16 protein-coding genes are annotated in these 19,501 nt (G+C 67.5%); 7 read left to right on the top strand and 9 right to left on the bottom strand.

Annotation, left to right across the window (positions count from 1 at the left end; all coding sequences use genetic code 11):
• Positions 1-23 precede the first annotated feature (23 nt).
• From prfB to leuC, 6 genes are all read right to left on the bottom strand, one after another.
• Positions 24-1,128, bottom strand: a protein-coding gene (gene prfB, locus FOZ74_RS12210) for a peptide chain release factor 2 (RefSeq protein WP_146913321.1) whose coding sequence is annotated in 2 segments (ribosomal slippage) — positions 24-1,046 and positions 1,048-1,128 — 1,104 coding nt in all. Because the reading frame shifts where the segments join, the coding sequence is not laid out codon by codon here.
• A 129-nt stretch (positions 1,129-1,257) separates the two neighbouring features.
• On the bottom strand, positions 1,258-2,181 hold the full coding sequence (locus tag FOZ74_RS12215) for an alpha/beta fold hydrolase (RefSeq protein ID WP_146913322.1): 924 nt from the start codon (positions 2,179-2,181) through the stop codon (positions 1,258-1,260).
• Between the two features lie 74 nt (positions 2,182-2,255).
• Positions 2,256-3,326: a 3-isopropylmalate dehydrogenase gene (leuB, locus tag FOZ74_RS12220; RefSeq protein ID WP_146913323.1), complete on the bottom strand. Its 1,071-nt coding sequence runs from the start codon at positions 3,324-3,326 to the stop codon at positions 2,256-2,258.
• Positions 3,327-3,395: 69 nt separating this feature from the next.
• Complete coding sequence (leuD, locus tag FOZ74_RS12225) at positions 3,396-4,049, bottom strand: 3-isopropylmalate dehydratase small subunit (RefSeq protein WP_146913324.1); 654 nt, start codon at positions 4,047-4,049, stop codon at positions 3,396-3,398.
• 17 nt (positions 4,050-4,066) lie between these two features.
• Positions 4,067-4,195, bottom strand: a complete 129-nt coding sequence (locus FOZ74_RS12230; RefSeq protein WP_146913325.1) for an entericidin A/B family lipoprotein — start codon at positions 4,193-4,195, stop codon at positions 4,067-4,069.
• Between the two features lie 11 nt (positions 4,196-4,206).
• Positions 4,207-5,628, bottom strand: coding sequence for a 3-isopropylmalate dehydratase large subunit (leuC, locus tag FOZ74_RS12235; protein ID WP_146913326.1), 1,422 nt, complete (start codon positions 5,626-5,628; stop codon positions 4,207-4,209).
• A 203-nt stretch (positions 5,629-5,831) separates the two neighbouring features.
• Here leuC and FOZ74_RS12240 point away from each other — a divergent pair, with 203 nt between their 5' ends.
• The 6 genes from FOZ74_RS12240 to FOZ74_RS12265 all read left to right on the top strand — a co-directional run bounded on the left by FOZ74_RS12240 (position 5,832) and on the right by FOZ74_RS12265 (position 13,516).
• A complete protein-coding gene (locus FOZ74_RS12240; protein ID WP_146913327.1) occupies positions 5,832-7,202 on the top strand; it encodes a tryptophanase in 1,371 nt (456 codons plus the stop codon).
• Positions 7,203-7,398: 196 nt separating this feature from the next.
• A complete protein-coding gene (locus FOZ74_RS12245) occupies positions 7,399-8,832 on the top strand; it encodes a tyrosine phenol-lyase (RefSeq protein WP_146913328.1) in 1,434 nt (477 codons plus the stop codon).
• Positions 8,829-10,469 (top strand): indolepyruvate/phenylpyruvate decarboxylase, encoded by a 1,641-nt coding sequence (ipdC, locus tag FOZ74_RS12250; protein WP_146913329.1) that lies wholly within the window; start codon positions 8,829-8,831, stop codon positions 10,467-10,469. The genes FOZ74_RS12245 and ipdC overlap by 4 nt, the downstream gene beginning before the upstream one ends.
• Before the next feature lie 178 nt (positions 10,470-10,647).
• Positions 10,648-10,977, top strand: a complete 330-nt coding sequence (locus FOZ74_RS12255; RefSeq protein WP_186764593.1) for a BON domain-containing protein — start codon at positions 10,648-10,650, stop codon at positions 10,975-10,977.
• 45 nt (positions 10,978-11,022) lie between these two features.
• Positions 11,023-11,631, top strand: a complete 609-nt coding sequence (locus tag FOZ74_RS12260) for a 2OG-Fe(II) oxygenase (RefSeq protein ID WP_146913331.1) — start codon at positions 11,023-11,025, stop codon at positions 11,629-11,631.
• Between the two features lie 4 nt (positions 11,632-11,635).
• The gene (locus FOZ74_RS12265) at positions 11,636-13,516 is read left to right on the top strand and encodes a sensor domain-containing diguanylate cyclase (protein ID WP_146913332.1); all 1,881 of its coding nucleotides are present in this window, start codon (positions 11,636-11,638) and stop codon (positions 13,514-13,516) included.
• A gap of 7 nt (positions 13,517-13,523) precedes the next feature.
• Here the strand turns inward: FOZ74_RS12265 and FOZ74_RS12270 are convergent, their stop codons facing one another.
• Positions 13,524-15,323, bottom strand: a complete 1,800-nt coding sequence (locus tag FOZ74_RS12270; protein WP_146913333.1) for an ABC transporter transmembrane domain-containing protein — start codon at positions 15,321-15,323, stop codon at positions 13,524-13,526.
• Positions 15,324-15,373: 50 nt separating this feature from the next.
• On the opposite strand from FOZ74_RS12270, the gene FOZ74_RS12275 reads away from it, so the two are divergent.
• Positions 15,374-16,003, top strand: coding sequence for an ABC transporter ATP-binding protein (locus FOZ74_RS12275; protein WP_146913334.1), 630 nt, complete (start codon positions 15,374-15,376; stop codon positions 16,001-16,003).
• A 57-nt stretch (positions 16,004-16,060) separates the two neighbouring features.
• On the opposite strand, the gene gdhA is transcribed toward FOZ74_RS12275, so the two are convergent.
• Positions 16,061-17,407 carry an NADP-specific glutamate dehydrogenase gene (gdhA, locus tag FOZ74_RS12280; protein WP_146913335.1) on the bottom strand — a complete coding sequence of 449 codons (1,347 nt, stop codon included), beginning with the start codon at positions 17,405-17,407 and terminating at the stop codon, positions 16,061-16,063.
• Between the two features lie 162 nt (positions 17,408-17,569).
• Positions 17,570-19,468 carry a DNA mismatch repair endonuclease MutL gene (gene mutL / locus FOZ74_RS12285; RefSeq protein WP_255437602.1) on the bottom strand — a complete coding sequence of 633 codons (1,899 nt, stop codon included), beginning with the start codon at positions 19,466-19,468 and terminating at the stop codon, positions 17,570-17,572.
• Between the last annotated feature and the right edge of the window lie 33 nt (positions 19,469-19,501).

A 19,501-nucleotide genomic window follows, 5' to 3' on the forward strand; every position in this document is an offset into this window, starting at 1 on the left:
CGTGCGCGGGCCGGGGCGGGCCGTTAAACGCCTTGCTTGAGCGAGGCTTCGATGAACACGTCGAGGTCGCCGTCGAGCACTTTTTGCGTGGCCGAGACTTCGACGTTGGTGCGCAAGTCCTTGATGCGGCTGTTGTCCAGCACGTAGGAGCGTATCTGATGGCCCCAGCCGACGTCGCTCTTGGTGTCCTCCAGCGCCTGCTGCTCGGCCATGCGCTTTTGCATTTCGTGCTCATACAGGCGCGAGCGCAGGCGCTGCCAGGCCACGTCGCGGTTGCTGTGCTGGCTGCGCCCATCCTGGCACTGCACCACGATGCCCGTGGGAATGTGGGTGAGGCGCACCGCCGAATCGGTCTTGTTGATGTGCTGGCCGCCCGCGCCGCTGGCGCGGTAGGTGTCGGTACGCACGTCGGCGGGGTTGATGTCGATGTGGATGGAGTCGTCGATCTCGGGATAGACGAAGAGCGAGGCGAACGAGGTGTGGCGTCCGCCCGAGCTGTCGAACGGGCTCTTGCGCACCAGGCGGTGCACGCCGGTTTCCGTGCGCAGCAGGCCATAGGCGTATTCGCCTTCCATGTGGATGGTGGCGCTCTTGATGCCGGCCACGTCGCCCGGGGTTTCCTCGTCCACCGTCGCCTTGAAGCCCTTGCGTTCGGCGTACTTCAGGTATTGGCGCAGCAGCATGCCGGCCCAGTCGCAGGCCTCGGTGCCGCCGGCGCCGGCCTGGATGTCGATGTAGCAATTGAGCGGGTCCGCCTCCTTGCTGAACATGCGGCGGAATTCCAGCTCCTCGATCAGCGGCTTGAGCTTCTCGACCTCGGTCTCGATCGCGGCCAGGCCCGCCTCGTCGTCCTCATCCTTGCTCATTTCATAGAGCTCGGTGTTGTCGGCGATCTCCTGGGTGAGCTTCTGCAGCGTGAGCACCACGCCGTCGAGCAACTTCTTTTCCTTGCCCAGCTCCTGGGCCTTCTTGGGGTCGTTCCAGACGTTCGGGTCTTCGAGCGCGGCGTTGACGGTCCTCAGGCGCTCGTGCTTGGCATCGTAGTCAAAGATACCTCCGCAGGGCCTCGGTGCGCTCGCCGAGATCCTCCAGAGTGTTGCCGATCAGGTTGATTTGTTCTGCTTCCATGGGAAATCCTTTGCTGTCACATGCGGGTAATCCTGGATTTTCCCATGAGCGGCCGCAGCCGGCCTGCGGCGGGCGCGCAGCGGGTTGAGCGGAGCGCGCTCTGCAGGCCTTTGCCTGCGCCGCAAGTGCTCAGGCGCCGAGAAAATCCTCAATCAGGCGCGCCACCACCTCGGGCTGGTCATGGTGCAGCATGTGGCCCGCGTCCTGCACCGTGGCGGTTTGCAGCTGGCGCACGTGGGTCAGGCGCTGGTGGTGCTCCTGCAGGGTGAAGCGCCCCTTGGACCACAGGGCCGGGCTGTCCTGTTCGGATTCGATGCACAGCACCGGCGCGGTAATGGCTGCGTACAGCGCCAGCGCTTCATCCACGCGGTAGAGCTGGGCGCTCACGACCTTGTGCGCGGCGTCGCCCCGGATGTGCCAGCGCCCGTCCGTGCCCTGGCTGGCCCAATGCTGCGCGAGCCACGCCGCCTTGTCCGCGCCCAGACGCGGGTTGGTGCGCATCAGCCGCGCGGCCACGTCGTCTGCGCTGTCGTAGCTCTTGAGGTGGATTTCTCCCCGGCGCAGACGCTGCAGTTCGTCCAGCCACTGGGCATAGCGTGCTGGCGCTTCGCCGGCCTCGGTAGCGGGCAGGCCAAAGCCTTCCAGGTTGACCAGGCGGCGGATGCGTGCCGGGCGCACGCCGGCGTACATCATGGCAAGGTTGCCGCCCATGCTGTGGCCCGCCAGGTCGATGGGGGTGGCGCTGCCCACCCACTCGTCGAGCAGCAGGTCCAGGTCGGCCAGGTAATCGGCAAAGTGGTAGCAGTCCACCGGGGCGGTGGGCATGGACTGGCCAAATCCCCGCCAGTCGGGCGCGATGATGCGCCGCCGGGCGGTGAAGGTGCTGTCCAGCGCATCCACCACGAACTGCCAGGAAGCCCCCACGTCCATCCAGCCGTGCAGCAGCACCAGTGGCGGCAGGGTGCTGGTGGCGGGGCCCCAGCAGTGCAGGTGGCAGGGGTTGCCGCGCAGGTTCAGGGTATGGTTGCGGGCAGGAAGACGTGCAAAGTACATTCGCCCGATTATTCCGTTGGTGCGGCGCGGGCTTGTCGCGCGGGCGATAGGGGCCGGGCGGCTCGACGCCGGGTTCAGCCGAGCGCGCGCACCACCGCGTCGCCCATTTCGGCGGTGTTGACGCTGCTCGTGCCCTCGCTCCAGATGTCGGGCGTGCGCAGGCCTTGCGCCAGCACCCGGCCGACGGCAGCTTCGATGCGCTCGGCGGCCTCGGGCTGGTTCAGCGAGAAGCGCAGCATCATCGCCGCCGAGAGGATGGTGGCCAGCGGGTTGGCCAGGCCTTTGCCGGCGATGTCCGGCGCGCTGCCATGGCTGGGCTCGTACAGGCCCTGCTTCTTTTCATTCAGGCTGGCCGAAGGCAGCATGCCGATGGAGCCGGTGAGCATGGAGGCTTCATCCGAGAGGATGTCGCCGAACATGTTGCCGGTGACGATGACGTCGAACTTCTTGGGCTCCTTGACGAGCTGCATCGCGGCGTTGTCCACGTACATGTGGTCCAGCTGCACGTCGGGGTAGTCCTGGTGCACCTCGCTCACCACGTCCTTCCAGAACTGGAAGGTCTCCAGCACGTTGGCCTTGTCCACGCTGGTCACGCGCCGCTTGCGCTGGCGCGCGGCTTCGAAGGCCACGCGCGCGATGCGCTCGATCTCGGGGCGGGCGTAGCGCATGGTGTCAAAGGCTTCGTCGGCGCCGGCAAAGGGACCGTCGGGCGCCTTGCGCCGCCCGCGCGGCTGGCCGAAATAGATGTCACCGGTGAGCTCGCGCACGATGAGGATGTCCAGGCCCGCCACCAGTTCGGGCTTGAGGCTGGAGGCGCCGACCAGCTGCTCGTGGCAGATCGCGGGACGGAAGTTGGCGAACAGCCCCAGCGCCTTGCGCAGGCCCAGGATGGCCTGTTCAGGGCGCAGCGCGCGTTCGAGCTTGTCGTACTTCCAGTCGCCGACGGCGCCGAACAGGATGGCGTCGGCCGACTGCGCCAGCTCCAGCGTGGCGGGCGGCAGCGGATGCCCCGCCGCTTCATAGGCGGCGCCGCCCACCGGTGCGCTCTGCATTTCGAAAGTCAGCCCCAGCGCCTTGAGCACCTTGACCGCTTCGGCAACGATTTCGGGGCCTATGCCGTCGCCCGGAAGAATGGCAATTTTCATTGTTTTGATAGCTGTTGGCGCTTGCTGTACAAGGGTTTGAGCCTGATTTCGTATAAATTTTCTATGGTTTCAGGACGCCATTACCCGCGCGAGCCAAGGCTTGGTGGCCAGACGTTCGGCCTCGAAGGCCTTGATCTTGTCCTTGTGGCGCAGCGTCAGGCCGATGTCGTCCAGGCCGCCCAGCAGGCAATAGCGCCGGAAGGACTCGACCTCGAAGGGAATTTCCCCGCCCTGGGGCTCCACCACCACCTGGCGCTCCAGGTCTATGGTCAGCTCGTAGCCCGGGAAGGCCGCGACCTCGTCGAACAGGCGGGCAACGACGGCCTCGGGCAGGCGGATGGGCAGCAGCCCGTTCTTGAAGCAGTTGTTGAAGAAGATGTCGGCAAAGCTGGGCGCGATGATGGAGCGAAAGCCGTACTGCTGCAGCGCCCAGGGCGCGTGCTCGCGGCTCGAGCCACAGCCGAAGTTCTGACGCGCCAGCAGAATGCTTGCGCCCTTGTAGCGCGGCTGGTTGAGCACGAAGTCCGGGTTCGGCTTGCGCTTGGATTCGGGCATGCCGGGCTTGCCCGGCTGGTCCAGGTAGCGCCACTCGTCGAACAGGTTGGGGCCAAAGCCCGTGCGCTTGATGGACTTGAGGAATTGCTTGGGGATGATCGCGTCGGTATCCACGTTTTCGCGGTCCATGGGCGCGACCAGCCCCTTGTGTACGGTGAATTTCTGCATGGTGGTGAGCTCTGCCCTTACTTGTCGGCGGCGCGCTCGATGGCGCCACCGGCCCTCTGCACGTCCTGGCCCATGCCCTTGACGGTGTTGCAGCCGACCAGGAACACGGCCAGGAGCAGGGGAGCGAGCGCGGCAATTTTTTTCATGGTTGGCTCCTTCAGGCAAATTTGCGGATGTCGACGAAATGACCGTGGATGGCTGCCGCCGCCGCCATGGCGGGGCTGACCAGGTGGGTGCGCCCGCCCGCGCCCTGGCGGCCTTCGAAGTTGCGGTTGCTGGTGGAGGCGCAGCGCTCGCCCGGCTCCAGCCGGTCGGCGTTCATCGCCAGGCACATCGAGCAGCCCGGCTCGCGCCATTCGAAGCCGGCGGCCAGGAAGACCTGGTCCAGCCCCTCGCGCTCGGCCTGCGCCTTCACCAGGCCCGAGCCGGGCACGACCATGGCGAGCTTGATGTTCCTGGCGACCTTCTGGTTGAGCTTCTTGACGACCGCGGCGGCCGCGCGCAGGTCTTCGATGCGGCTGTTGGTGCACGAGCCGATGAAGACCTTGTCCACGAAGATGTCCTGCATCGGTTTGCCCGGCTGCAGCCCCATGTAGGTCAGGGCGCGCTCCATGGCGTGGCGAATCACCGGGTCTTTTTCCTTCTCGGGGTCGGGCACGCGGGCGTTGATGTCCACCACCATCTCGGGGTTGGTGCCCCAGGTGACCTGGGGCAGGATGTCGGCGGCGTTCAAGTCGACCACCGCGTCGAATTTGGCGTCGGGGTCCGAGTGCAGGGTCTGCCAGTACTTGACGGCCATGTCCCACTGCACGCCGGTGGGCGCGAGCGGCTTGCCCTTGAAGTAGTCGATGGTCTTCTGGTCCACGGCGATCATGCCCGCGCGCGCGCCGGCCTCGATGGTCATGTTGCACACCGTCATGCGCCCTTCCATCGACAGTGCCTGGATGGCCTCCCCGGCGAATTCGATGGTGTAGCCCGTGCCGCCCGCCGTGCCTATCTTGCCGATGATGGCCAGCACGATGTCCTTGGCGGTGATGCCGGGCGCCACCTGGCCGTTCACCCGCACCAGCATGTTCCTGGCCTTCTTGGTCAACAGGCACTGGGTGGCCAGCACGTGTTCGACCTCGCTGGTGCCTATGCCGTGCGCAAGGGCGCCGAAGGCGCCGTGCGTGCTGGTGTGGCTGTCGCCGCAGACCACCGTCATGCCAGGCAGCGTCGCGCCGTTCTCTGGGCCGATCACGTGCACGATGCCCTGGCGTTTGGACAGAAAGGGGAAGAAGGCGGCCGCGCCGTTCTTGTGGATGTTGTCGTCCAGCGTTTCGATCTGCAGTTTGCTGATCGGGTCGGCGATGCCGTCGTAGCCCAGCTCCCAGCCGGTGGTGGGCGTGTTGTGGTCGGCCGTGGCGATGATGGAGCTGGTGCGCCAGACGGAGCGCCCGGCCTCGCGCAGTCCTTCGAAGGCCTGCGGGCTGGTGACCTCATGCACCAGGTGGCGGTCTATGTAGAGGACGGCCGTGCCGTCGTCCTCGGTATGGACCACGTGCTCGTCAAAGACCTTGTCGTACAGGGTGCGTCCCATGGATGCTCTCGGTTGCTTGCAAACAAAGCGGCAATTCTAGGGCGACACTGCACAAGGAAGCGGCTGGCAGGCCGCCCGCAGCGGTTTGTGGGCGCCGCCGGAGCCCAGGCTCTGTTTTGCCAAGATGTTGGAAAAAAGCGACACCACAGGGGTTTTTTAGGGGCTAAGTTCGCGGTTTTGATTGACTCCTGGAAGGAATTGTCGTGCCCAAAACCATGATCGAGCCGTTTCGCATCAAGAGCGTGGAGCCCATCCGCATGACCACGCGCCTTGAGCGCGAAAAGCTGCTGCAAGCCGCGCGGCTGAACGTTTTTCAGCTCAGGGCCGAAGACGTGCTGATCGACTGGCTCACCGACTCGGGCACCGGCGCGATGTCCGCGCGCCAGTGGGGCGCGATCATGGAGGGCGACGAGAGCTACGCCGGCGCGCGCAGCTACTTTCGCCTGGAGCAGGTGATCCGCGACATCACCGGCATGGAGCACTTCGTGCCCACCCACCAGGGCCGCGCGGCCGAGAAGGTTCTGTTCACCGCCGTCTGCAAGAAGGGCGACCTGGTGCCGAGCAACTGCCACTTCGACACCACCCGCGCCAACCTCGAATACGTCGGCGTGGAGGCGGTGGACTGCGTCATCGCCGAAGGCCTGCAGCCGGCCACGCTCCATCCCTTCAAGGGCAACATCGACCTTGCGCGCGTGGAGGCGCTGCTCAAGGAGCAGGGTGAGCGCATCCCGTTTGGCATGATCACCGTGACCAACAACACCGGCGGGGGCCAGCCGGTGTCCATGGCCAACATCCGCGCCTACGCGGCCCTGCTCAAGAAGTACGGCAAGCCGCTCATCATGGACGTGTGCCGCTTTGCCGAAAACGCCATGTTCATCAAGATGCGCGAGAGCGGCTATGAGCACACCAGCGTGCGCGACATCGCGCGCGAGATGTTCAGCTACGCCGACGGCGCCACCATGAGCGCCAAGAAGGACGGCATGGTCAACATCGGCGGCTTCATCGTGCTGCGCGCCACCGATTGGCTGGACGAGGTGAGGAACGACCTCATCATGATGGAAGGCTTTCCCACCTACGGCGGCATGGCCGGGCGCGACCTGGAAGCGCTGGCCGTGGGCCTGGAAGAAGGGCTGGATGAGGACTACCTGCGCTACCGCCTGCGCACCGCGGAATATCTGGGCGAAAAACTGGAGGCCGCAGGCGTGGGCTTCGTCAAGCCCACGGGCGGTCATGCGGTGTACATCGATGCCAAGACGGTGCTGCCGGACATGCCCGTGGCCCACTACCCGGCCTGGGCGCTGTGCAATGCGCTCTATCTGGAAGGCGGCATCCGCGGCGTGGAAGTCGGTTCGATGATGTTCGGCAAGCGCCTGGACGATGGCACCGAGACCTTCCACAGCATGGAACTGGTGCGCCTGGCCTTTCCGCGGCGCATGTACACGCAAAGCCACTTCGACTATGCGGCGGAGGTGATTGCCGAAGTCAAGCAAAAGGCGGCGGCCATCCGCGGCGTGCGCATCACCAAGCAGCCCAGGTTCCTGCGCCACTTCACGGTGCAGTGCGACTGGGCCTGAAGCGGCGCGGCGGCGTTTTGCATGGAACTGCGTTGGCGCCGCCTTTGTCATGCGATAACGCAAAAAAAATGCGCCAAAAACGCAAAACAGAAAACCCTCTTTGATTCGAACCCCATAAAGTCGCTGTTACGTTGCGCAGTTGCGGCAATTTCGCCAAAACGCCATATATCAGTCCAACTTTATGGAGGTTCCGATCATGCAGACGACGAATTACCCCGCCGAGCCCTACAAGATCAAGGTCGTCGAGCCGATCGCGATGACCACCCGCCAGCAGCGCGCGCAGTACCTCAGGGACGCGGGCTACAACACCTTCCTGATCAACTCCGAGCAGTGCTACATCGACCTGCTCACCGACAGCGGTACCACTGCCATGAGCGACAAGCAGTGGGCCGGCATGATGCTGGGCGACGAAGCCTACGCCGGCAGCAAGAACTTCCTGCACCTGCAGGCCACGGTGCGCGAGTACTACGGCTTCAAGCACATCATCCCGACGCACCAGGGGCGCGGCGCCGAGAACCTGCTCTCGCGCCTGTGCATCAAGCCCGGCGACGTCGTGCCCGGCAACATGTACTTCACCACCACGCGTGCCCACCAGGAGCTCAACGGCGCCAAGTTCGTCGACATCATCATCGACGAGGCGCATGACTCGCAGGCGGACGTGCCCTTCAAGGGCAACGTCGATCTGGAGAAGCTGCAAAAGCTGATCGATGAGGTGGGCCCTGAGCGCATCCCCTACGTCTGCGTGGCCGTCACGGTGAACCTGGCGGGCGGTCAGCCGGTGAGCATGGAAAACCTGCGCGCCGTGCACGCGCTGTGCGCGCCGCTGGGCATCAAGGTCATGTTCGACGCCACGCGCTGCGTGGAAAACGCCTACTTCATCAAGACGCGCGAACCCTCTTGCGCCGACAAGAGCATCCGCGAGATCTTGAAGGAGATGATGAGCTACGCCGACGGCTGCACCATGAGCGGCAAGAAGGACTGCCTTGTGAACATCGGCGGCTTCCTGTGCATGAACGACGACAAGCTCTACCAGCGTGCCAGCGAGCTGGTGGTGCTGTTCGAGGGCATGCCCAGCTACGGGGGCCTGGCCGGGCGCGACATGGAGGCGATGGCCCGCGGCATCAAGGAATCGGTGGATTTCCATTACATCGAGCACCGCATCGCGCAGTGCCGTTACTTGGCCGACAGGCTGGAGGCCGCGGGCGTGCCCATCGTGCGCCCGGTTGGCGGCCACGCCGTGTTCCTGGACGCGCGCGCCTTCCTCGATCACATCCCGCAAGACGAATTCCCGGCTCAGACCCTGGCCGCGCAGCTCTACCTGGAAAGCGGCGTGCGAAGCATGGAGCGTGGCATCGTGAGCGCCGGGCGCAACAAGGAAACGGGCGATCACCACCGGCCCAAGCTTGAACTGGTGCGCCTGACCATCCCGCGCCGCGTCTATACCTATGCACACCTGGACGTGGTGGCGCAGTCGTGCATCAACCTGTACGCGCGCCGTCGCGAGATCGGCGGCATGAAGATGGTCTATGAACCGGCCTTCTTGCGCTTTTTCACCGCGCGCTTCGAGCCGTTGCCTGTGAAAACCCCGGCTGCGCCCGCCGAGCGCGTGACCGAACTGGAAACCGCTTGACCGTAGGCCTGTCGCTGCTGCGCGCTCTCAAGAGCCACGGGGCGCGCGAAATCTTCGGTATTCCCGGGGATTTCGTGCTGCCGCTCTTCAAGCAGATCGAAGAGAGCGCCATCCTGCCGCTGGTCACGCTCAGCCATGAGCCTGGCCTGGGTTTCGCCGCCGATGCGGCGGTGCGCATGCACGGCGGCATCGGCGTCACCGTGGTCACCTATGGCGCGGGGGCGCTGAACATGGTGAACGCCGTCGCCAACGCCTATGCCGAGCGCGTGCCGCTGGTCATCGTCGCGGGCTGCCCCGGCGCGCTTGAAGCGCAAAACGGCCTGGTGCTGCATCACCAGGTGCAGCACGTGGATACGCAGTGGCGCATCTTTCGCGAAATCACCTGCGATCAGGTGCGCATTTCCGATCCGGCCCACGCGCCCGATGAAATCGCCCGCGTGCTGCGCCACTGCCGCGAGTATTCGCTGCCGGTGCTGATCGAGGTGCCACGCGACATCACGCAGGCAGCGATGGGCGAGGTGCCGGTGCTGCCCGCTACCCCGTACAGCGACGAAGCCGTGGCCGAATGCGCCGACGAATGGATGCAGCGCATCCAAGCGGCGCGCCACCCCGTGCTGGTGGTGGACGTGGAGGTGCGCCGCTTCGGGCTGGAAGCGCGCGTGGCCGAGCTCGCCCGCCGCTTGCAACTGCCGGTGCTCACCACCTTCATGGGGCGCGGCCTGCTGGCCGAGGGCCAACTGCTTGAAGGCGTGCAGCTGCACGGTACCTATCTGGGCATTGCCGGTGATGCACGAACCACCGCGCTACTCGATGAATCGGACCTGCCGGTGATGCTGGGCGCGATTCTCTCGGATGTGAACTTCGGCGTGAGCGCCGAGAAGATCGACTTTCGCCGCGCCCTGATCGCCGCCCAGCGCGAAGCGCGCGTCGGGCATCACGTCTACCCCAACCTGCCGCTGGCAGCGCTGGTCGAAGCCCTGCTCCAGCGCATCCCCGCCGCGACAAGGGCGCGGGCGCCCGCGCCCATGCCCATCGACGCCCCCGGTGGCTTGGTGGCCGACGACGAGCCGGTGCGCGCGGCCGACGTGAGCCGTGCGATCAATGACCGCATTCGCGCCCACGGGCCGCTGCCCATCGCCTCCGACATGGGCGACTGCCTGTTCGCCGCGATGGAGCTGTTGCCCACGACGCTGGTGGCGCCGGGTTACTACGCCACGATGGGCTACGGCGTGCCCGCCGGAATGGGTGTGCAACTGGCCACCGGCGAGCGCAGCCTGACGCTGGTGGGCGATGGGGCGTTTCAGATGACCGGGCTGGAGCTGGGCAATTGCGCGCGCCTTGGCATCGACCCCATCGTGATCGTGCTCAACAACCAGAGCTGGGAAATGATCCGCGCCTTCCAGCCCGAATCGCGCTGCTCTGATCTGGGCGACTGGCATCTGGCGCGCGTGGCCGACGCCATTGGCGGGCGTGGGCAGCGCGTGCGCACGCGCCGCGAGTTCAAAGCGGCGTTGGACGCGGCCTTTGCCGAGCGCGGGCGTTTCCAGTTGATCGAGCTGATGATCCCGCCCGGTGACAGCACCCCGACGCTCAAGCGCTTTTCCGACGGCATTCACGCGATGCGCGCGCGGCGTTGAGTGCGCGCTCTCGCGTTCCGTGTGACGGGGCGCAGACCAAAGTGTGGGCGAGCGCTGAAGTCTTCCGTGGCGCGCTATGCTCCGTCGCACGCGGCCGTGGGGCCGCCGATTGCCACGGAAGATGAAGATGCAGCGATATTCGGTATGCGGGAGCCAAGGTTGGAAACTGTTGCTGGCGATGCTGTCAGTCACCTCGCTCGCCGCCTGCGCCGTGGGCTACGGTGGCGGCTACCAGGAGGGCTACTACGGCGGCCGCGACCATGCGCAGGAGCGCCACGAGCTGGCGCGCCAGGCCCGTGAGCGTGACCTGGAGCGGCGCGTGAGCGCGGCGCTGGAAGCCGATCCGCGCACCAAAATCTACAGCCTCAAGGTCACCTCGCAGGGCGATGGCGCCATCGTCATCAGCGGCACGCCGGCCAATGGCTTCATCGGGCGCGACATGGCGCTGCGGGTAGCCTCGCGGGTTCCCGGCGTGCGTTCGGTGGCCAGCAGCATGACCATGGACTGAAGCACGCCGGCCCCCGGGCGCGCAGCGCAGCGCGAAAGCTCGTTCATGGACGACTACGACGAAATCATCGCGGGTCTGAACCGCCAGGGCTGGAGCATCACCGACACCACGGTGGCGCCCCAGTGGTGCGCCGAGCTGCGCGAACATGCCGAACGGTTGTGGGAGGAGGGGGCGTTCGAGGCGGGTGAATTCGGCCTGGACCTGGCCAGCGGCAGGCAGCCTGAGGTGCGTGGCGACGCCGTGTGCTGGATAGAACCTGCCAGCGACCTGGCGCGGCTGCCCTTCTTTGAGTGGATGGCGGGCTTTCGGGCCGTGCTGAACCAGCGCTTCAACCTGGGCGTGCGCAGCCAGGAATTCCACTTTGCCCGTTATCCCCGGGGGCGCGGCTACCGCAAGCACCTGGACCAGCACCGCGGGCGCAACCTGCGCAAGATATCCATCGTGCTCTATCTGAATCCGGGCTGGAACCCGGCCGATGGCGGCGAGCTGTGCTTCTACCAGCCCGCCAATCCCGAGCTGGAGCTTGCGCGCCTGGCGCCGCTGAACGCCCGCCTGGCGGTGTTCGTGAGCGGTCTGATGCCGCACGCGGTGCTGCCCTGCAAGACCACACGCTGGAGCGTGACCGGCTGGCTGCGCACCGACGAAGCGGCCTGAGACCATGCGCGGCGCCGCTCAGTTCTCCTGCGGGCACGGGCTCTGGCGCTGGCTGTGGGGCCTGGTCCTGCTCGCCGCCTTGTTGCCTGCCCGGGCGCAGCAACCGGCGCCCGTCGATGTGCGCGATGTGACGGGTCCCGCGCTGGTGCTGGCGCCGAGCGTGCAGGCGCTGGAAGATCCGCAGGCCACGTTCACGCTGGCGCAGGTGATGCAGCCCCCGTTGGCCGGGCGCTTTGCCGCAGGCCTGGGCAAGGACGAAGCCTTCAATTTCGGCATTACGCCATCGGCCTGGTGGTTTCGCTTCACGCTGGAAAACCCCGGTGACGAGGCGCTCACGCGGGTGCTGGAAGTGGCCTATCCGCGCCTGTCGCAGGTCACGCTCTATCAGCCCGGCAGCGGCGCCAGCGTGCAGCCCACCGAGACCGGCATGCAGGCGCCGTTTGCCTCGCGCCCGCTCGCCTGGCGCGCGTTTGCCTTCCCGCTCAAGCTCGGGCCGCAGACGCAGCAGACCTACTACCTGCGCGTGCACTCGCTCACCGCCTTCATCGTGCCGCTGCGGCTTTGGCAGCCGGCGGCGTTTGCACACCACGTGGCGGGTGACTCCGCGGCGCAGGCCTGGTATTTCGGCATGGCCAGCGCCATGGTGCTGTTCAACCTGCTGATCTTCCTGTGGCTGCGCGAGCGCCTGTTCCTGCACTACGTATTCTTCGCTGCCAGCATGGCGTTCGCGCTGGCGGCGCAAAACGGCCTGGTCAAACAGTTCCTGCCGCTGCAGCCGCCGTGGTGGTCCGACCTGGCCGCCACCTTCGGCTATTCGCTGGCGATCGCTACCGGACTGCAGTTCATGCGCAAGCTGCTCGATACCGCGCACACCCTGGGGCGCTGGGATGGGGCGCTGCGTGCGCTGGTGTGGTTCTTCGTGCTCAGCCCGGTGGTGTTTCCCTTCACTGGCCAGAGCCTGATCCGCACGGCGGCGGTGGTCTATCTGCTGGCCATCGTGGTGGCGGCCGCGGTGCTGGCGCACGGCATGCTCAGGCGCCAGCGCAGCGCCTACTTCTACGGCGCCGCCGCATTGATGCTGGTCGCGGGCGCGCTGGTCAATGTGCTGCGCGCGCTCGGCCTGGTGCCGACCAACGTGTTCACCGCCAATGCCATGCAGATCGGCTCGGCGCTGGAGATGGTCTTGCTGGCGCTGGCCCTGGCCGACCGCTATGCGCAGCTGCGGCGCGAGAAGCTGGCGATGCAAAAAGACCTGCTCCAGGCGCAGACGCAGTTGATCGAGCACCTCAGGCAGTCCGAGCAGCAGCTCGAGCACAAGGTGCTCGCGCGCACCGAAGAGCTCTCGCGCCTGAATCAGCAGCTGGCCGCGTTGAGTGTGACCGACGGCCTGACCGGCATCGCCAACCGGCGCCGCTTCGACGAGCTGCTGCAGGCCGAATGGCTGCGCGCACGCCGCGCGGGCATGGCGCTGGGCCTGGCGATTCTGGACGTGGACTGGTTCAAGGGCTACAACGACCGCTTCGGTCATCCGGCGGGCGACGCCTGCCTGCGCGCCATTGCCACGCTGCTGCGCGAGTGCGTGCAGCGCGAAGCCGATCTGGTGGCGCGCTACGGCGGCGAGGAATTCGTCATGCTCATGCCTGGCGAGAGCGCCGCAGGCGTGCGCCGCAGCTGCGAGCGCCTGCGCTCCCGGCTGCAAGCGCAGGCCATGGCCCACCCCGACTCACCGCTGGGCCAGGTCACGGTGAGCGTAGGCATTGCCAGCATGGTGCCAGGCGCGGATGAAGGGCCCCAGCAGCTGCTGCGCCGCGCGGACGTGGCGCTGTACCAGGCCAAGAAGGCGGGGCGCGACCGCGTCGTGGTGTTCGAGCCGCACGCCGTGTGAAGAGCCCCTAGGCGCTGAACTGCAGCGCCGCCAGCCGCGCGTAGGCGCCGTCGGCGGCGATCAGCTGGGCGTGGCTGCCCTGTTCGACGATGCGCCCGTGCTCCAGCACCACGATGCGGTCGGCATGCTGCACGGTGGCCAGGCGGTGTGCGATTACCAGCGTGACGCGATGCGCCGCGCGCTGGTGCAGCGCCGCGTCCAGCGCCTGCTGCACCACGCGTTCGCTGTGCGCGTCTAGCGCGCTGGTGGCTTCGTCGAGCAGCAGGATGGTTGCGTCCTTGAGCAGCGCCCGCGCGATCGCGATGCGCTGGCGCTGCCCGCCCGACAGGCGCACGCCGCGCTCGCCCAGGAAGGTGTCGTAGCCCTGGGGCAGGGCGCTGATGAATTCGTCGGCAAAGGCGGCGCGCGCGGCGGCCAGCACCTGCTCGCGCGTGGCTTCGGGGCGGGCGTAGCGGATGTTGTCCAGCGCGCTGCTGGAGAAGATCACCGCCTCCTGCGGTACGGTGGCGATCAGCCGGCGCAGCGCCTGCGGATCGAGCGCGCGGACGTCCACGCCGCCTACCGTGATGCGGCCCTGGTCCACGTCGTAAAAGCGCTGCAAGAGCTGAAACACCGTGGACTTGCCGGCGCCGCTGGCGCCCACCAGCGCCACCGTCTCTCCGGGGCGCACATGCAGGTCGAACCCTCGAATGGCCGGGGTCTCGGGGCGCGAGGGGTAGTGAAACACCAGCTGCTCGAAGCGCACCTCCAGCCCCTGGCCCGGCGCCGGCTCGCGCAATTGCGCAGGTGCGGGTGCGGTGATCGCGGGGCGGGCGACCAATAGCTCCATCAGCCGCTCGGTGGCACCGGCGGCGCGCAGCAGGTCGCCGTAAACTTCGCCGAGCACCGCCACCGCGCTGGCCAGAAAGAGCGCGTACACCACGGTCTGCCCCAGGCTGCCCGCGCTCATCTGCCCGGCCATGACCGCCTGGCTGCCACGGTACAGGCCCCAGAGCAGCAGGGCGGCGTTGGCAATGATGATGAAGGCCACCAGCAGCGCGCGTACGCTGCTGCGCCGTATGGCGGTCTGAAAGGCCACCTCGTTGGAATCGGCGAAGCGGCGCGCCTCGCGCTGCTCGGCGGTGTAGCCCTGCACCACGGGGATGGCGTTGAGCACCTCGGCGGCGATGGCGCTGGCGTCGGCCACGCGGTCCTGGCTGGCGCGCGACAGACGCCGCACGCTGCGCCCTATCCACATCGCGGGCAGCACCACCACCAGTACCGCGGCCAGCGCCACCGACATCACGTAGGGGTTGGTCCAGACCAGCATGATGAGCGCGCCCAGGCCCAGCACGGCGTTGCGCAAGCCCATGGAAAACGAGGAGCCGATCACCGTGTGGATCAGCGTGGCGTCGGCCGTCAGGCGCGAGAGCACCTCGCCGGTCTGCGTGGTTTCAAAAAAGGCCGGGCTCTGGCGCAGCACCTGGGCATAGACGGCGCTCTTGAGGTCGGCCGTCACGCGTTCGCCCAGCCAGCTCATCATGTAGTAGCGCGCGGCGGAAAAAACGCCCACCGCCATCGCCACCAGAAAGAGCAGCACGAAGTGCGCGCGCAGCATGCTGCCCTGGCTGGCGTAGCGCAGGCCACGGTCTATGGCCACGCGCAGCGCCAACGGGAAGGCGAGCGTGGCGGCCGCCGCCAGCAGCAGGAAGGCCAGCGCCAGCAGCATCGGCCAGCGGTAGGGGCGCAGAAAAGGCCAGAGCGCCCCCAGGGTGCGGGCGGTGGAGGGCCGGGCCTCGGGCGGCGCGACGTGCGTGGGTGTGGACATGGTGGAATGCTGGCGAAAGAGCGGCCGCGCGGGCTGCGTAGACTTGCATCATGACCGAAGAAACCGAACGCGTGCGCCTGCAGGCGCTGGGGCTGGCGTTGGCGCCCGAGACCGGCGGCGCCCTGCGCGACTGGAATGCCGAATTTGGCCCGGGGCTGTCGCTGCTGCTGGACGAAGAAGGCGAAAGCAAGAGCGCGCTGCTGCGCGTGCTGGCCGGGGAACTGCCGCCCGTCGCCGGCGTGCTGCGCTGGTGCGGCGTACCGCTGGCCGAACAGCTGCGCCGTGCGCCGCAGACCGTCTTCTGGCGCGACCCGCGCGCCGAATGGCCGCAGATCTCACCCGCGCAATGGGCGGCCGGGCTGGCTGCGCGCTACCCGCATTGGAATGCGGCGCAGTGGCAGCAGCTGGTGCAGGCGCTGGCGCTGCAGGAGCACCTGCACAAGGAGATGTTTCGCCTCTCCACCGGCGGCAAGCGCAAGGTGCTGCTGGCGGCTGCGCTGGCCAGCGGCGCGCCGCTCACACTCATCGACGAGCCCGAGGCGGCGCTGGACCGTCCCTCCATCGTGGCGCTGCGCGCCGCGCTGGCACAGCAGGGCCAGGCGAGCCGGCGCGTGCTCATCGTCGGCCACCATGAAGTGTTGCCCGACCTGCCCTGGAGCGAGCTTGTCACCTTGCGCTGAGGGCGGCGCGCCGACATGCGGCGCGCCCGGGCCGCTGGACCCGCGTGGTCGTGGGGCTCAGATCACCCCTTGCTGCAGCATCGCATCCGCCACCTTGACAAAGCCCGCGACATTGGCGCCGGTGACGTAGCTCATCGAGCCGTCGGGGCGCTGGCCATGCTGCAGGCAGGCGCCGTGGATGCTCTGCATGATGCAGCGCAGGCGCGCGTCCACCTCGTCGCGCGTCCAGACCAGGCGCTGGGCGTTCTGGCTCATCTCCAGGCCCGAGGTGGCGACGCCGCCGGCGTTGCTCGCCTTGCCAGGGGCGTAGAGCACGCCGGCCGCCTCGAAGGCCTTGGCCGCTTCGTTGGTCGATGGCATGTTGGCGCCTTCGGCCACGCATTGCACGCCGTTGGCGATCAGCGTGCGGGCGTCGGCTTCGTCGAGCTCGTTTTGCACCGCACTGGGCAGGGCCACGTCCACCGGCACCTGCCAGGGGCGCGCGCCGGCCTGGAACTGCGCGCCCACGCGCGCGGCGTAGTCGCTCACGCGGCCGTACTGCTCGTTCTTGACCTGCATCAGCACCGCGAGCTTCTCGGCGCTGAAGCCGTCTTCGTCGATCACCGTGCCGCCCGAATCCGAACAGGTGACGACCTTGGCCCCGTGCTGCAGGGCCTTCTCGATCGCGTACTGCGCGACGTTGCCCGAGCCCGAGACCGACACGCGCATGCCTTCCAGGCTCTTGCCGCGCGTCTTGAGCATTTCCTCGGCGAAGTAGATGAGGCCGTAGCCCGTGGCCTCGGGGCGCAGGAGCGAGCCGCCAAAGCCCATGCCCTTGCCGGTGAGCACGCAGTCGGCGCGGTTGGTGAGCTTCTTGATCATGCCGGCGATGAAGCCGACCTCGCGCCCGCCCACGCCGATGTCGCCCGCGGGCACGTCGGTGTCCGCGCCCACGTGGCGGAACAGCTCGCTGGCAAAGGCCTGGCAGAAACGCATGATCTCGCCGTTGCTGCGGCCCTTGGGGTCGAAGTCCGAGCCGCCCTTGGCGCCGCCCATGGGCAGCGTGGTCAGGGCGTTCTTGAAGGTCTGCTCGAAGGCCAGGAATTTCAGGATGGACAGCGTCACCGACGGGTGCAGGCGCAGCCCGCCCTTGTACGGGCCTATGGCCATGCTGTGCTGCACCCGGTAGCCGCGGTTGACCCGCACCTGGCCTGCGTCGTCCACCCAGCTCACGCGAAAGCAGACCACGCGCTCGGGCTCCACCAGGCGTTCGAGCAGGGCGTGCTCGGTGTAGCGCGGGTTGGCCTGCAGGAAGGGCCACAGGGTCTCCATGACCTCGGTCACGGCCTGCAGGAATTCCGGCTGATGGGGGTTGCGCTGACCCACGCGTTCGAGAAACTGGCCAACGGAGAGACGGGCACTCATGAAAATACCTTCAAGGTTTGATGTGGCAGTGCAGCATTATGTATAAAAAACATAATGTCATGCATGATGCGGTTTGCAAGTTTTCGTGTTTGCTGTCGCGCAGGCGATAGCCGGCCGTGCCTGCCGGTGGGAGGCGGGCGGAAAGTCCGGAAGAAAAAAGGCTCAGCGGCCGCGCAGGAAAAGCGCGTCCAGCTCTTTCATCGATAGCTGGCGCCAGGTCGGGCGGCCGTGGTTGCATTGGTCCGAGCGCTCGGTGGTTTCCATCTGGCGCAGCAGCGCGTTCATCTCGGGCAGGCTCAAGAGCCGGTTGGCGCGCACCGCGCCGTGGCAGGCCATGGTGGCGAGGATTTCATTGCGCGCGCGCTCAACCACGCTGCTGGCCTCGTACTGCGCCAGCTCGGCCAGCACCTTGCGCGCCAGTTCCACCGCGTCGCCTTGTACCAGCGTGGTGGGGACGGCGCGCACCGCCAGCGTGCGGGCTGAAAACGCGGTGATCTCCAGGCCCAGCATGGCCAGGGTCTCGCCCTGGGTTTCGGCCGTGGCCACCTCCAGCGGCGTGGCCGCGAAGGTGGCGGGGATGAGCAGGGGCTGGCTGGCGATGCGCCGCGCGGCGTCGATCTGCGCCTTCAGGCGCTCGTAGACGATGCGTTCGTGCGCCGCATGCATGTCCACGATGACCAGGCCGCGGGTGTTCTCCGCCAGGATGTAGACGCCGTGGATCTGCGCCAGTGCGCGCCCCAGCGGCCAGGCGGCGGTATCTCCGGCGCCAGCAGCTTCGGGCGCGGGCACCCCGGCGCCGACCACGGGCTGCGCGGGCGGCAATGCCTCGGCTGGCGCCTGGGCCGGGGAGTCCGGCATGGCGGGGGCCGGCTTGCCCCAGAGCGCTTGCAGGTCCGACACCTTGTGGCCCGAACTTTCTTCCAATTTGAGAGCTGCTTGCGCTTGCCAGGCAAGCGTTTGAGGCCTATTTGGCTTGAAATTTTCAGTCGGTATGGATGCGGGCGCCCCCGCCAGCGCCTGGGCCCGTGGCGCCGCCAGCACCTGCTGCAGCGCGTGCAGCGTGGCCTGGTGTACCTCGCGGCTGTCGCGAAAGCGCACCTCGATCTTGGTCGGGTGCACGTTCACGTCCACGCGCGCCGGATCGATGCGCAGATACAGCACCCAGATCGGCTGGCGCTGGCCGTGCAGCACGTCCTCGTAGGCGGCGCGCGCGGCATGCTGCAGCACCTTGTCGCGCACGTAGCGGCCGTTGACGTAGCTGTACTGCTGGTCCGCGCGCGAGCGGGCGCTGCTGGGCAGGCCCGCGCGCCCGGTGATCACCAGCGGGCCGGCCTGGTGGTGCACGGTCAGCGACTCGGTGATGAAGTCCTCGCCCAGCACGTCGGCCATGCGCCGCGCCAGCGCGTCGTCGCCCGGCTCCTGGCCGGGCGCGCAGGTGGCGCGCCACTGCTGCGCCAGCCTGCCCTCGTGCCAGAGGGCGAAGCCCACGTCGGGGCGCGCCAGCGCGTGGCGGCGCAGCGCCTGCACGCAGTGGGCCAGTTCGGTGGCGTCGCTCTTGAGGAACTTGCGCCGCGCCGGCGTGGAAAAGAACAGCTCCTTGACCTGCACCGTGGTGCCGACGGCGCGGGCGGCCGGGCGCAGCTCGCCACTGCGCGCATCGAGCAGGCAGGCGGCGCTGGCGGTGGCGGTGCGCGAGAGCAGCGACAGCTCCGAGACCGAGGCAATGGCGGCCAGCGCCTCGCCGCGAAAGCCCATGGTGGCCACCGACTCCAGTTCGTCCAGGCTGGCGATCTTGCTGGTGGCGTGGCGGCGCAGCGCCAGCGTGAGTTCCTGCTCGGCAATGCCGCAGCCGTCGTCTTCCACCGCGATCAGGCGCACGCCGCCGGCGAGCAGCCGCACGGTGACCTGGGTGGCGCCGGCGTCCAGCGCGTTGTCCACGAGTTCTCGCACCACGGAAGCGGGGCGCTCGACGACTTCGCCCGCGGCGATCTGGCTGATCAGCTCGTCGGGCAGTTCGTGGATGGGGCGGCGGGCGAAGGCAGGGGCGGGCGGGGTGTTCACCGTGGTGATTCTAGGCAGGCCATGCAGCGGCAG

The organism is Comamonas flocculans, assembly GCF_007954405.1.
GTDB classification, from domain to species: Bacteria; Pseudomonadota; Gammaproteobacteria; order Burkholderiales; family Burkholderiaceae_C; genus Comamonas_C; species Comamonas_C flocculans.

What these genes read in the sequence shown, in the direction of transcription:
- FOZ74_RS12215 (WP_146913322.1), bottom strand. Translation starts at nt 2,181, where the DNA reads ATGTACTTTGCACGTCTTCCTGCCCGCAACCATACCCTGAACCTGCGC.
- leuB (WP_146913323.1), bottom strand. Translation starts at nt 3,326, where the DNA reads ATGAAAATTGCCATTCTTCCGGGCGACGGCATAGGCCCCGAAATCGTT.
- leuD (WP_146913324.1), bottom strand. Translation starts at nt 4,049, where the DNA reads ATGCAGAAATTCACCGTACACAAGGGGCTGGTCGCGCCCATGGACCGC.
- FOZ74_RS12230 (WP_146913325.1), bottom strand. Translation starts at nt 4,195, where the DNA reads ATGAAAAAAATTGCCGCGCTCGCTCCCCTGCTCCTGGCCGTGTTCCTG.
- leuC (WP_146913326.1), bottom strand. Translation starts at nt 5,628, where the DNA reads ATGGGACGCACCCTGTACGACAAGGTCTTTGACGAGCACGTGGTCCAT.
- FOZ74_RS12245 (WP_146913328.1), top strand. Translation starts at nt 7,399, where the DNA reads ATGCAGACGACGAATTACCCCGCCGAGCCCTACAAGATCAAGGTCGTC.
- FOZ74_RS12255 (WP_186764593.1), top strand. Translation starts at nt 10,648, where the DNA reads ATGCTGTCAGTCACCTCGCTCGCCGCCTGCGCCGTGGGCTACGGTGGC.
- FOZ74_RS12260 (WP_146913331.1), top strand. Translation starts at nt 11,023, where the DNA reads ATGGACGACTACGACGAAATCATCGCGGGTCTGAACCGCCAGGGCTGG.
- FOZ74_RS12265 (WP_146913332.1), top strand. Translation starts at nt 11,636, where the DNA reads ATGCGCGGCGCCGCTCAGTTCTCCTGCGGGCACGGGCTCTGGCGCTGG.
- FOZ74_RS12270 (WP_146913333.1), bottom strand. Translation starts at nt 15,323, where the DNA reads ATGTCCACACCCACGCACGTCGCGCCGCCCGAGGCCCGGCCCTCCACC.
- FOZ74_RS12275 (WP_146913334.1), top strand. Translation starts at nt 15,374, where the DNA reads ATGACCGAAGAAACCGAACGCGTGCGCCTGCAGGCGCTGGGGCTGGCG.
- gdhA (WP_146913335.1), bottom strand. Translation starts at nt 17,407, where the DNA reads ATGAGTGCCCGTCTCTCCGTTGGCCAGTTTCTCGAACGCGTGGGTCAG.